Raw genomic sequence first — 13,219 nt, forward strand, 5'->3', positions numbered from 1 at the left:
ACGCAATTCTCGCATTCCGAGCACGCGGTACGACGGCGGTTTATTGTATTTCGTTGTTTTTGGTTTTCAGGAATTTGATGTTGTTTCGTCTTATGAGCTAATGCCATTGAATTAATAAGGAGCCAGTGCGTTTGCTGTCGAGCATCCGGCCGGTCAGGATGCGCGATGAAATCCGGACCGGCAAACAGGTCCCGTCACCATCCGCCGTGCTGTCGCATCTCCCTCTCGAATGGGTGTTGCCGTCCAGTTCCGGGCTCGCTACCCTGATCAGCAGGTCGACCGTCCAGCGCGCAAGGCGAACTGCCGCGCGAACTGCGCTTGCCCGGCATCGACAATCTTTCGGCCATCGTCGACTTCCTGGCGAAGCGGCCCAACCAACGTTGAAGGGAACATCATGAGCATGCAGGATAAAGTCGCCGTCGTCACCGGCGCGGCCAGCGGTATCGGCAGGGAGATCGCCACGGTATTCTTCCGGAACGGCGCCAAAATCGTCATCGCCGACCTGAACCTGGAGGCGGCGCAGGCCGTTGCCAGCGAACTCGATCCCTCCGGCGCGCGCGCGATCGCGGTGGCGATGGACGTGACGAATGAAGAGCAGGTCGAGGCCGGCATCGCCGCCGCCGCGGACAAGCTGGGCGGTATCGACGTGCTGGTCTCGAACGCAGGCATCCAGATCGTGGCGCCAGTGGAGTCGTTCGCGTTTGCCGACTGGAAGAAGATGCTGGCGATCCACCTCGATGGCGCCTTCCTCACCACCCGCGCGTGCCTGCAGCGCATGTATGCGCAAAAGCGTGGCGGCACCATCCTCTACATGGGTTCCGTGCATTCAAAGGAAGCCTCGATGCTGAAGGCACCCTATGTCACCGCGAAGCACGGCCTCATCGGGCTGGCCAAGACGGTCGCCAAGGAAGGCGCGGTGCATGGCGTGCGCGCCAACGTCATCTGCCCGGGCTTCGTGCGCACGCCGCTCGTCGAAAAGCAGATTCCCGAGCAGGCGAAGGAACTGGGGATCAGCGAGGAGGATGTCGTCAGGAAGGTGATGCTGAAGGAAACCGTCGACGGAGAGTTCACGACCGTCGACGACGTGGCGCAGACGGCGCTGTTCCTGGCCAGCTTCCCGACCAATGCGCTGACCGGCCAGTCGATCGTGGTCAGCCACGGCTGGTTCATGCAGTGAGCATTGCAGCGTCGGCTTCGCCACAACCGGCCGCACTGGCCAACACGTGGAGGGCAAACCGCATAGGCATCGATCCGACGCGGAGAGCGTCCTGGAAAAGCGAATCCGACAGATGAACGGGCAGCGTGCCGACAATGGCGCCGGGCGTGGAAAAAGCCCTTGGCCAGCAAGTCGGCATGCAATCATATCGGGTACACTACTTGCCCATGGTGCAAGATCATGGTGCCTGAGCCGGGCGGGTCAGCCTGGTGCGGGCGCCGAGGGATCGCGCGCCGCGCGCGGCCCCGGCGTCGTCGACGAGTCTTCATGAATGTCAACTGGCACCCGGGCAGCTCATTCATCGCTGACTATGCTGCCAAGGTTCATGGACATCAGACCCGGAATTTCGTTTGTCGCGCGCAGTTCCAGGCTCATCCTGCTCTGGCCACTCATTTCGCTATGCATTGCCGGATTGGGCTGGGCTTCGATCCTCGACACGCTCGAACGGGAGCGCCGTACGCGGGAAGAGGATGCGTTGCGCGATGCCGCCACGATTGCGCGCGGATACGCCGAACACCTGGCGCGGACTTTCCACATGATCGACCAGATCCTGCAACACGTCCGCTTCGAATGGGCGCTCAGCGGGCAGCGCCTGCGGCTCGAAGGCCAGAATGCACCGGGGCTGTTTCCTTCCACCCCCGTATTCAACGTCGGCATCGTGGGCGCGGATGGCAAACTGATCACCAATACGCTGCCGGTTTCCGGGGAAGATGTTTCGGACCGGATGTATTACCGGTTCCAGAGAGCGCAGGAGAAGGACACGCTGTATGTGGGCGCGGCGGCACGAGGGCGGTCGACCGGCCGCAGTGTCGTTCATTTTTCCCGGCGCCTGGCCGGTGACGGCGGAGTCTTTGGCGGAGTGGTGCGCGCGGCGGTCGCGCCGGCATACCTGACGGCCAATTATGACCGCGTCACTCTCGGTAGCAACGGGCTGCTGTCGATCCTGGGCAGCGATGGTGCGATCCGGGCCAGCCGGGTTGGCGAAACCACCTATGCGTCCTTCACGAGTCCATTCGCCCCGGCGGCGCTGGCGGCGCCGGCGTTTCGCGGCGAACTGCTGGGCAAGCCCGGAGGCAGCATCCTCGTCGATGGCGCCGCGTGGTTTGGCGACCGGCGCAACCGTTACCTCGGCTGGCAGCAGGTGCCGGGATATCCGGTCATTGCCATTGCCGGCGTCGACCAGCAGACAGCGTTTGCCGCCTTCTCGGAGGTCAGGGCGAGCACGCTCGCGCGGACGGTCATCAGCAGTGCCGTCCTGGCCGTATTCACGCTGATCGCCATGGCGCTTTCCATGCGCCTCGGCTGGCGCAAGTACCAGATGGAACTTGCCCGCGAGGCGTACCGGCTTGCCACGGAAGCCGGTACCGAAGGGTACTATATCTGCCGCGCCATACGGGACAGCATGGCGGCCGTCGTCGACTTCGAAGTGGTCGATTGCAACCAGACCGGCGCCGAGCTGTACGGAAGGCCGCGCCAGGCCATGATCGGCGCCCGGCTGTCGCAGCTCCACAAGGGGGACGACGGTGACTGGCTTGCCCGGCTGCTGCACCGCTTCATCATCGCGATGGAACGCGGCGTCTTCGAGGACGAGATCGAAGTGCCGCTCAAGGGCGGGCGGGAGAAATGGTATCGCCTGAAGATGGCGCACTCGAAGGGCCTGCTGTCGGTGACTGCCTGGGACATCACGGAGAGCAAGCAGCATATGTTCGAACTGGAGCGCCGCGGCAATGAAGACCCCCTGACCGGCCTGCCAAACCGGCACTGGATGACCGCCTACCTGCCCGCCGCACTGCAGCGGGCCACCGACAGGGACGGCATGGTGGCGCTGCTGTTCATCGATCTCGACGGCTTCAAGACCGTGAACGACACCGCCGGCCACCAGAGCGGTGATGACCTGCTGCGCAATGTCGCGCGACGCCTGCGACTGGCTGTGCGGCCAGCGGACCATGTCGTGCGGGTTGGAGGAGACGAATTCATCGTGATCGTCGAGCAGGTGCAGGACCGTGGCGCGATAGCCCACATCGCGGAGCGCGTACTGCAGGCGTTCCATGAACGGTTCCACATCGCACAGGCCAGCTACCCCGTAGGCGCTTCGATCGGCATCAGCCTGTTTCCGGAAGACGGTACGGACATGCAGGAACTCCTCACGTATGCCGACGCGGCCATGTATGCCGTCAAGACCAGCGGCAAGATGAACTACCGTTTCTTCGATCGGGAATACTATGAATCCGTGCGCGCGAAAATCGACCGCAATGCGGAGCTCAGGCACGCGCTCGACGCCGACCAGCTGATCCTTTATTACCAGCCCCGGGTCGAGGCGGCCACGGGCGAGACCTGCAGCCTGGAGGCCCTGGTCAGGTGGAACCATCCGACCAGGGGGATCCTCGAGCCGATCGACTTCATTCCTCTTGCGGAGGAAACGGGATTGATCGTCCAGCTCGGCGAGGTCGTCATTGACAAGGTCTGCGCGCAGATTGCCCACTGGTCGGGGCAGGGGGCGTACGTCGTCCCGGTTTCCATCAACGTATCGCCCCGCCAGTTCAATGAATCCAACGTGACCGAAGTCCTGCGCAAGGCACTCCTGCGCCATGGGGTTGCCGCTGAACTCGTCGAGATAGAACTGACCGAGTCGTCGATGACTGCCGATAGTGTGCATGTCTCGCAATCCCTGGAAAGCATGCAGCAGCTGGGGATTGCCCTGGCCGTGGACGACTTCGGCACCGGCTACTCGTCGCTGTCGCAACTGCAGCGTCTCGATTTCGATGTGCTCAAGGTGGACAAGGCATTCACCGCCGAACTGGAAAAGACCAGGGAGGGCAGCGTCTTCTTCACGGCGATCATCACCATGGCCCACGCGCTGGGCATGCGGGTCGTGGCGGAAGGCGTGGAAACGGTGGAACAGGCCAGGCGGCTGAAGCAGCTCGGTTGCGACGAGTTGCAGGGCTACTTCATCTCGATGCCGCTGCCCGCCACGGAAACGCAGCCGATCCTGCCGCGGTGCGTGTTGTAGCACTGGCCTGGCTTCATGCCGCCTTCCGTACATGCATCGCTGCGTACGGCTCCCGGGGTCCCGGCAAGGCTGAAACCGGGTCAGACCCGGTTCAATGCGAGGCAAATAGGTAACCGGTTGTGGCGCGTCGGCGACGAACAATCGAGTACCTGTTGTCAAAGACGCCAAGTCATTGCCTGGACCGTTCAGGACAAACATAATTTCTGCTTCGAACTATAAATTGTACGGAGGGAAATTTGGACTGGTTGAGCAAGTTGCGCATCGGCACCAGGCTGGTGCTGGGTTTCGGTACGGTTCTCGTGCTGATGGCGGTGTTGGCGACCTTCGCCGTTTTCCGTTTGAGCGCCCTGGAACGCTCGGTGCTGGCCCAGAACGATGTCATGGACAGCAAGCTCGCGCCGCTTTACACGGCCCGTGAAGCACTGGCGCAGACCGGGCTTGCGGCGCGCAACGCGTTCATCTTTACCACGCCTGCCGAAGCGCTGCGTGAACTGGATTTGCTGGACAAGGAAAAGGCCTTGTACCTTGCCGCGCTGGAGGCCATGACGCCGCGATTCGGCAGCGACGAGCGGTTCCTGAAAGTTCGAACGGGCCTCCTGGCCATGGCGGAGGAACTGAAGCGCCCGCGCCAGTACCGCCTCGACGGCGAGATGGCGGCGTATGGCCGTTTCCTGGTCGAGGAGTGCAGCCCGCTGCGCCGTCGCATCGTGTCGGACATCGATGTGCTGGTCAAGGCAGTGCAGGCCGAATCCATGGCTGCCAGCGCTGCCGCGACGGCGGAATACGACGAGGCGTTGCTCAACATCGTGCTGCAGGCGCTGTTTTCGCTGGCTGTATCCGTTGCCGTCGGCGCAGTGATCACGCGCAGCCTGCTGCGCCAGCTGGGCGGAGAGCCGGCCTACGCCGCCGATATCGCCAGCCGGATCGCCGCTGGCCAGCTGGCGCTGTCTGTCAAGGTCCGCGGAGGGCAGGACCACAGCCTGTTGCGTGCCATCAGCGGAATGCGCGACAGTCTCGCCGGCATCGTCGGCCAGGTACGCGCCGGTACCGACCATATCGCCGCCGCGACAATGGAGATCGCCGATGGCAACCATGACCTGTCCGAGCGCACCGAGCGCCAGGCCGCATCGCTCCAGCAGGTTGCGTCGGCGATGGAGGAACTGACCGGTGCGGTTCGCCGCAATGCGGGCAACGCGCAGCAGGCCAATGCACTGACAACCGAAGCATGCGGTGTCTCGGTGGAAGGCGGGCAGGTGGTTCGCCGCGTCGTCGAGACGATGGGCCGGATCAGCGATTCCTCGGCACGGATCGGCGAAATCATCGGTGTCATCGACGGCATCGCATTTCAAACCAATATCCTGGCGCTGAATGCCGCGGTGGAGGCCGCACGGGCTGGCGAGCAGGGGCGCGGCTTTGCGGTCGTGGCGTCCGAGGTGCGTACGCTGGCGCAGCGCAGTGCCGGTGCGGCGAGGGAAATCAAGGCATTGATCGAGGAGTCGACGGGAACGGTGAGCGCCGGCGTGGCGCTGGTCAACGAAGCCGGAACCACGATGGAGAAGATTGTCTCGAGTGTGCAGAAGGTGAGCCGGATCATGGTCGAGATCACCGAGTCGAGCGGCGAGCAGCAGGCCGGCATCGAGCAGGTGAATCGCTCGATCGTCGATATGGACGCGGCCACGCAGCGCAATACCGCGCTGGTGGAAGAAGCGGCCGCCGCGGCCCGGCAATTGCAGGATGAAGCCGCCGCTCTCGCGGCGGTGGTGAGCATCTTCGTGCTGGAGCCGGGCAAGCACCTTCCACGGCTGCCAATGACCGCGGCTACCTAGCGGCGAGAGTCCTGCATCCGCTCCTTGCGGCTGCAGGCTTTGTCCGAGCGGGCGGTTACCCGGCGAAGCAGCCCTTCAGCGCGCCGGCTTCGTGCAGGCCACCCGGCCTGGCCGGGGCAGGCCGCCGGCGCGCCGCTATCGGATCACTGCAACGGCAGCCGCATCACCACTTTCAGCCCATGCGGCACGGCATCCTCCAGCGTGACGGTACCGCCGTGCCGGGAAACGATCTCCCTGACGATCGACAGGCCAAGGCCGCAACCCAGACCCTGGTCGGTGGCGCGCACGAAGCGCTCGAACACGCGGGCGCGGTCCGCTTCGGCGATGCCGGGGCCGTTGTCGCTGACGACGATGCATGCCAGGCCCGCGTCGCTCCCGACGCTGACCGTGATCTCGCTGCCGCGCCCCGCATAGTCGATGGCGTTTTCCAGCACATTGCCCAGCGCCTCGCCCAGCAGCATGTCGTTGGCCTGGATGCGCGGCGAGACCGGTTCGGCCGTGCCGCCGGAGTCTGCCATGCCCAGGTCGACGCCGGCGCGCAGCGCCCGCGGCACCATCGATGCCACCACGTTCTGCACGAGCGGCACCAGGTCCACCGGCACGGTTTCCTGCACCAGCGCGGCCTCGGGTTCGGCGCGTGCCAGCATCAGCAGGCGGCCGACCAGGTGGGCGCTGCGCGTCGCGCTCTGGTGCACCAGCTGCAGGCGCGCAGCCAGGGCCGGATCGCTTGTCTCCTCCATGGCCAGCTCGGTCTGGGTCTTCAGGCCGGCCAGCGGCGTGCGCAGCTGGTGCGCTGCGTCGGCAATGAAGCGCTTCTGCGCGTCGACCCGTTGCCGCACCGATGCCAGCAGGTCGTTCAGGGCCCGCACCAGCGAGCGCAGTTCCTGCGGCGTGGCCTCGACCCGCAGCGGCGTCAGGTCGGCCGGCGAACGCCCCTCGACCTCGCGGCGAAGGCGCAGCAGCGGTGCCAGGCCGGCGCCGGTGCCGGCCCAGACGATCATCGTCATCAGCAGGATCAGCGCGGACAGCGGCAGCAGCGTATCGATCAGGATCAGCTTCCAGATGTTCTCGCGGGTAGCCATGCTGCGCGCCACCTGCACCAGCATCCACTGCTGCTTGCCGGGCGGCTGGCCATAGGTCAGGTAAAGGGCGACGACGCGTACCTTGGTCGGCGCCGTGCCGTGCGCGCCGGTGCCGTCGGTGCCGGTCTGCGCCACTTCGCCATCGTAGAAATACGGCTGGTCAGGGCGCGGGGCCATGTGCCGCGGAGGCAGCGGGATATTGTAGTTACCGAGAATGAACTGGCCGGGCGGCATGCTGACGGTGTAGAAATACCGGTCGGCCGGATCGGCTTCCAGGATCTTCTGCGCAGCGTAAGGGAAGTCGATCACCAGCCGGTCGCCGACCTGCCTGACACGGTCGGCCACGCTGCGCGCGGCCTGCGACAGCGTGGCATCGGCCGCCTGGTTCACGTAGTGGACAGCCAGCCGGTAGGTGGCAAAGCCGCCGGCCAGCCACAGCACCAGCTGCGGCAGCAGCACCCATGCCACCAGCTGGCGGCGCAGCGACAGGCCGACGGCACGCGACGCGAGATGCCGCGACCAGAGCTTCAGCCAGCGCATGGCGTCGCCCGCGTCTTCACGGCCGCTGCGCGGGGTCGGCGTCTGCTTCCATCAGGTAGCCGAGGCCGCGCACGGTGCGGATCGCCAGGCCGGAATGGGCCAGCTTGCGGCGCAGGCGATGGATATGTACTTCCGCCGTATTGCCGGCACCGACATCGTTGCCGTCGCTGGCCCACGCGGCGGCAATCTGCTCCTTGGTGACGACCTTGTCGATGTTGGTCAGCAGCACTTCCAGCAAAGTGGCTTCGCGCGGGCTGAGCTCGACCGGCGTGCCGTTGACGACCGTGCGCCGCGTCTCGCGATCGAAGTCGAGGCTGCCGACGATCATTTCCGTGGCGGCGCCTGGCTGTTTCGAGCGCCGCAGCACGGCGTGCAGGCGGGCTTCCAGTTCGGGGAAGTCGAATGGCTTGGTGACGTAGTCGTCGGCGCCCGCCTTCAACCCGGCAACCCGGCTGTCGAGCTTGTCGAGCGCCGTCAGGATCACCACGGGCAGGTGAGGGCGCGACAGGCGCGCGTGCTTCAGTACCGTCAGCCCGTCGACCATCGGCAGGCCAAGGTCGAGGATGGCGATATCGAAAGCCTGCTCGGCCAGCAGGTATTCGGCGACCGCGCCGTTCGACGCGTGCTTGACGGTGAACCCGGCCTTGGTGAGCTGGGTGGTCAGGCCATTCGCGAGGATCGCGTCGTCTTCGGCAAGTAGGAGATGCATAAGGAATATTAACTGATAAAGCCATGCCTCACTGCGCCTGGCACGGTCAAGGCCCGTGCGGAGCGCGGCGGACGCGATCCTGCCCGGGGACGCGTGTAATAATACGTTAATATTACGAGATGGCGGCCATTCCCGCATGTCGCCCGCGATGGCAACCGCCAGTCGCGCGTATTGAGCAGTCATCGAGCTGTGATCGAGCCGTGATCGAGTTATGAGAAACGCAATGCATGATGTTCATCGGAGTGCGGCAAGCAGCTTGGCATCGCTGGCGGTGCTGGCCTTGCTGGCCACGCATTCGCCCGGCCGCGCAACGGGCCGGGAACTCGAAGTCTTTCACTACCTGGACATGCGCGCGGACGCGCAAAGGGTCGCGGTGCTCCAGGGCGCCATGAAATCGACCGGCTACCAATGGAAGGATTTCACGGTTGCCGGCGGATGGAGCGGCATGGGCGAGTCGATCCTGCGCCTGCGCGTGCAATCGAACAATGCTCCCGCCTCGGCGATGATGAAGACACCGCTGATGCGCCAGTGGGCGGCCAGCGGCGCCCTGCTGCCGCTGGACGACGTGGCGGCCGCGCAGCGCTGGGACGAACTGCTGCCCAGGGAGATCGCCAGCACGGTCAAGCACAACGGGCGCTACTTTGCCGTCCCGCTGAACATCCATCGGGTCAACTGGTTGTGGATTAACGAGCGCATCCTCAGGGAATCCGGCGCAGCGGTGCCGGCTACCTGGGACGAGTTTTTCGTCACCGCCGAGGCGATGAAGCGGGCCGGGTATGCCGCCGTCGCGTACTACGGCAGGGGTACCCAGAACCTGCTGCTGTTCGAGATCATTGCCCTCGGTGTCGGCGGGCGGGATTTTCACCGCAAGGCGCTGGTCGAATACGATGCCGCCGCGCTGACCGGGCCCGTGATGGCGCAGGTGCTGGCAACCTACCGCCGCATCAAGCCTTATACCGAGCAGCCGGTCGATGCCCGCATCAGCATGGAGCGCGGGGTCAGCGAGTTCCAGGCGGGGAAGGTCGGCATGCACCTGATGGGCGACTGGGCCAATCCGGTGTTCTATCCCCCCGACAAGGCTGCGCCGTTCACGTGCCTGTGCGTGCCGGCGCCCGGCACGAAGGACAGTTTCCTGTTTACGTCGGATTCGATGGCGATGTTCCGCGCGGCGGAGCCGCAGGTGCTGAAAGGGCAGCGGGCGTTCGCCGCCGCGGTCATGTCCGCGCCGGTACAGCATGACTACAGCCTGCGCAAGGGATCGGTTCCCGCCCACCAGGGCGCCGGCCTGGCGGGATACGACGGCTGCGCGCTGAAGACGGCCGCCGCGTTCCGCGCCGCCACGCTGGCGAAGACCCTGGAGCCCACCGTCGTGATGACTGCTTCCCGGGCCGTCGAGGACGGCCTGCAGTCGGTGGTCAGCGATTTCTGGAACAACGATCACCTGTCGGCGCAGGCGGCAATGCGCCGGCTGGTGGAAGCGACCCGGCGCCGCTGAACCAGCGGCGCCGCGAACGCCGGCCGCCCGGGCCGCGGGGTCAGAACGCGGTGCGCAGCGACAGCGTGTAGCTGCGGCCCGTCTCGTTGCTGTCGGAAACCGCATTGCTGAACTGCGTGTAGCGCTGGGTCTCGACATCGTTCAGGTTGACCGCGCTGAGCGTCAGGTCGGCGTTGTAGCGGAAGCCGAACATCTTCTTCAGGTTGATCCCCACCGTCGCATCCACCTGGGCACGCTCGGTCGTATAGGCGTAGGCGCCACCGGGAACGTTGAGCAGGCCAGTATTGCTGCTCGATACATGCTCGGCCGTGTAGTTGCGCGACACGCGTGCGGACAGGCCGTTGCGCTCGTAGTACAGGGTCAGGTTATGGGTGCGCGGCGGCACGCCGGCGATCGGCGGCGCGTCCGGCGCATCGTCGGTCTGCTTCGCGTAGGTGAAGTTGGCGGTGAAGCCGAAGCCCTGCACCGGCAGCATGTCGAGCGGCTGCTGCCACGTCAGCTCGATGCCGCGCACCTTCAGCTTGGTGTCGACATTGACCGGCGAGACCAGTTCGACGAGGTGCTGGTCGCGTCCGCCGCTGGCCAGCACGGCGGCCTGCTGGGCTGCGGTGAGTCCGATCTGTGCGCCGTTGCCGTACAGCGCGTCGAGCTGCGCCAGCGAGTACGTGACGCGGTCCGTGCCGGGCCGGTTGGTGATGTCCTTGGCGAACACGCCGGCCGCCACATACGCCTCGCGGCTCATGTAGTACTCCAGCCCGATGTCCAGGTTCATCGCCTCGAACGGCTGGAGGCGCGGATTGGTGAGCGTTCCCTGGCGCACGCTCTGGTCCAGCGACAGGCGCGTCTGGCGCAGGTCGGACGGATTGGCGCGCGTCATCGATTTCGACGACGACAGGCGGGCGATCAGGTCCGGCATGATGTTGTAGGCCGCGGTCAGCGAAGGCAGGATGTTCCGGTACTTCGTGGATTCATATTGCCAGGCCAGGATATCCTCGTAGCGGCCGCCGTTGTCGCTGGCGCCACCGGCCGGATTGTTGCGCGGGTCGGCGATCCGGTTCGTCGTGCCGATGGTCTGGTCGGTCTGCGCATAGCGCACACCCGCGTTGTAGCGCAGCGTGCGGCCGAACACTTCGCGGCGCCCGTTGGTTTCCACGTACCCCGACGTGACCTTCTCGCGGATATACCCGCCGCTGGTGCCGGGGCCGTAGCCGCGGTGGATATTGTCGCGGAAGTACTGGTAGTCCGTGTCGGCGGCAAACCTGTTCCAGTCCAGGGTGACGAAGCCGTTCTCGCCCGGCCGCAGATACTCCGGCACTCTGGCATTCGGGATCGCCGAGCCCAGGTAGGCCAGCGGCGTGGCCTGGCCGGCGGTGGCCTTGGTGCCATAGCCCGGATACGTGGTGGCGGCATCGGTCATCGGGCCCGGCGCGTCGCGGCCGTCGCAGGTGCGCAGCTGGGTATTGGGCGCCCAGAAGCGCGTGTTGATCTGGTTGCCGCAGGCGACATTCATCCATGCATCGCCCAGCGAGAAGTCCTGGTAGCGCCGTTCGATGTCGTCGACGGTGGCGCCGAACTTGAGGTTGAAGTCGCTGTCGCCCCAGGTCAGGTTCAGGCGCGCACCCTCGGTGGTGTTGGTGCGTTCAAACAGACTCATGCGCAGGCCGGACAGGCCCGGGCCGTTCTGGTACCAGCCGAAGTTGGCGGGATCGTTGTAGTCGACGTTGCCGGTGAAGGTGGGCGGCTGGCCCGGCACGGTGTTGTCGTACTGGATCACCGAGTTGGCCGAACGCGTTGCCAGCAGCACGCTGGGCTGGTCGCGCTCGAAGGTGCTGCGGGTCTTGTTGACATGGCCGTCGATCGACCAGTTGTCGGCGATGCGCCATTCGAATCCCGGATTGATGCTGTAGAACTCGGTCTTTTCCTTCATCCGCCGGTATTCCATCCCCCATGGCGTATTGGCCAGCGTGGCCCTGGTGATCGTGCACCCGTACGTGCAGTCGCTGCGATCGAACTCCATGCCGATCGGGATCGGCACATTGGCGCGGGTGCCGACGTTCATGGCGTCCTGCACCATCTCGTTGCCCTTGCTGGCGACGATGGTGTCGAGGTAGATGTCCATCTCGTCGTTTGGCCGCCACTGCAGGCTGACCGTGCCGCCGACGCGGTCGCGCGTGCCCTGGTAGACCAGGTGGCGGCCCAGGCGGCCCATCAGGCCGTTGTCGATCTGCTTGATCGTCGCACCGGGATTGAGCGCCAGCAGCATGGCCCGATCGATCGGACGCCCGGCCACCAGCTGCGCGCGCGCGTAGTCGGGCAGGGCGTTCAATGGCAGCCCCGCGGGGACCGTGTCCGGCGTCGCCTGGTGGCCGCCGCCGGTATTGTTCGGATTGTCCCCGGCGGCGGCCTGGTTGGCCTTCAGCTGGAAATTGCGCATCTCCACGACCTGGAAATCGTCGGTCTTGTAGTTGGTTTTTCCCCAGGCCACGCCCACCAGCGCGCCGACCTTGCCCCATCCGCGGGTCTGCCAGGTATTGCTGACCAGGGCCGATCCCGTATGGCCCCACTGGCCGCTCAGGTCGCGGTAGTTGCCCGATACGGTGAACGCCGAACGCAGGCCTGCCTTGTCGAACGGCCGCACGCTGCGCATGTCGACGGTGCCGGCGATGCCGCCCTCGATGACGCTGGCCTGCTGGCTCTTGTACACGGTGGCGCGGCGGAACAGCTCCGATGGCAGGAAATCCATGTCCACTTCGCGGTTGGCGCTGATGTTGCCGCCCGGGCCGCCGGCGGATGCCGACGCCATTGGCGCGCCGTTCAGCAGCACCCGCGTGAAGGCCGGGCCCATGCCGCGGATCGAGATGTTCAGGCCCTCGCCATCGACGCCGGAACGGGTGACCTGCACGCCCGGCACGCGCGCCAGCGCGTCGGCGATGTTCGGGTCGGGGAACTTGCCGATGTCTTCCGAGAACACCGTCTCGGACAGGCCGATGTTTTCCCGTTTTTCCATCGCGGACAAGGCCAGCGAGCTGCGGTAGCCGCTGACGACGATGGCCGGAACGACCGCGGGGGCGCTGTCGGAGGCGGCGGCGGTACCGGCGGTGGCGGGCGCCGCGGCTTGCGGATCGGCGGTTTGCGCGAATGCGCTGGAAATCATCCCGGCCAGCACCGTCGTGATGAAGATCTTGCCGTGCACGCCCTGCAGGCGGTGCGGCACAGCGCCCTGTCGAGTGGTTTTCATGTTCAGTCAGTCTCCGTTGTCGGCCGGCGGGTGCCGGCCGGCCGCTCGTGTGGCGGCACAAGTTGTCCATGTGTAAAGCAGCAGCGTCCGCATGCCGGAACGC

At 65.6% G+C, this 13,219-nt stretch carries 7 protein-coding genes; 4 read left to right on the forward strand and 3 right to left on the reverse strand.

From position 1 onward, the window contains the following. Positions 1 to 394: 394 nt before the first annotated feature. The 3 genes from ACY34H_RS21560 to ACY34H_RS21570 all read left to right on the forward strand — a co-directional run bounded on the left by ACY34H_RS21560 (position 395) and on the right by ACY34H_RS21570 (position 6,052). Complete coding sequence (locus tag ACY34H_RS21560; RefSeq protein ID WP_464979514.1) at positions 395 to 1,177, forward strand: 3-hydroxybutyrate dehydrogenase; 783 nt, start codon at positions 395 to 397, stop codon at positions 1,175 to 1,177. A gap of 364 nt (positions 1,178 to 1,541) precedes the next feature. Next, positions 1,542 to 4,226 (forward strand): bifunctional diguanylate cyclase/phosphodiesterase, encoded by a 2,685-nt coding sequence (locus ACY34H_RS21565; RefSeq protein WP_464979515.1) that lies wholly within the window; start codon positions 1,542 to 1,544, stop codon positions 4,224 to 4,226. A gap of 236 nt (positions 4,227 to 4,462) precedes the next feature. After that, entirely contained in the window at positions 4,463 to 6,052 is a 1,590-nt protein-coding gene (locus ACY34H_RS21570; protein WP_464979516.1) for a methyl-accepting chemotaxis protein, read from the forward strand. 143 nt (positions 6,053 to 6,195) lie between these two features. On the opposite strand, the gene ACY34H_RS21575 is transcribed toward ACY34H_RS21570, so the two are convergent. Then, positions 6,196 to 7,674 carry a sensor histidine kinase gene (locus tag ACY34H_RS21575; RefSeq protein WP_464979517.1) on the reverse strand — a complete coding sequence of 493 codons (1,479 nt, stop codon included), beginning with the start codon at positions 7,672 to 7,674 and terminating at the stop codon, positions 6,196 to 6,198. 16 nt (positions 7,675 to 7,690) lie between these two features. Then, a complete protein-coding gene (locus ACY34H_RS21580; RefSeq protein ID WP_464979518.1) occupies positions 7,691 to 8,383 on the reverse strand; it encodes a response regulator transcription factor in 693 nt (230 codons plus the stop codon). Between the two features lie 256 nt (positions 8,384 to 8,639). Here ACY34H_RS21580 and ACY34H_RS21585 point away from each other — a divergent pair, with 256 nt between their 5' ends. Then, positions 8,640 to 9,878 (forward strand): ABC transporter substrate-binding protein, encoded by a 1,239-nt coding sequence (locus ACY34H_RS21585; protein WP_464979519.1) that lies wholly within the window; start codon positions 8,640 to 8,642, stop codon positions 9,876 to 9,878. A gap of 40 nt (positions 9,879 to 9,918) precedes the next feature. On the opposite strand, the gene ACY34H_RS21590 is transcribed toward ACY34H_RS21585, so the two are convergent. Beyond that, positions 9,919 to 13,116 carry a TonB-dependent receptor gene (locus ACY34H_RS21590; RefSeq protein ID WP_464979520.1) on the reverse strand — a complete coding sequence of 1,066 codons (3,198 nt, stop codon included), beginning with the start codon at positions 13,114 to 13,116 and terminating at the stop codon, positions 9,919 to 9,921. Positions 13,117 to 13,219 lie beyond the last annotated feature (103 nt).

The sequence above is a fragment of the Pseudoduganella sp. jia 9 genome, from assembly GCF_055502615.1.

Bases quoted from the DNA above. Each gene is read 5' to 3' on its own strand.
- ACY34H_RS21580 (WP_464979518.1), bottom strand. From the start codon at position 8,383: ATGCATCTCCTACTTGCCGAAGACGACGCGATCCTCGCGAATGGCCTG.
- ACY34H_RS21590 (WP_464979520.1), bottom strand. From the start codon at position 13,116: ATGAAAACCACTCGACAGGGCGCTGTGCCGCACCGCCTGCAGGGCGTG.
- ACY34H_RS21575 (WP_464979517.1), bottom strand. From the start codon at position 7,674: ATGCGCTGGCTGAAGCTCTGGTCGCGGCATCTCGCGTCGCGTGCCGTC.
- ACY34H_RS21565 (WP_464979515.1), top strand. From the start codon at position 1,542: ATGGACATCAGACCCGGAATTTCGTTTGTCGCGCGCAGTTCCAGGCTC.
- ACY34H_RS21560 (WP_464979514.1), top strand. From the start codon at position 395: ATGAGCATGCAGGATAAAGTCGCCGTCGTCACCGGCGCGGCCAGCGGT.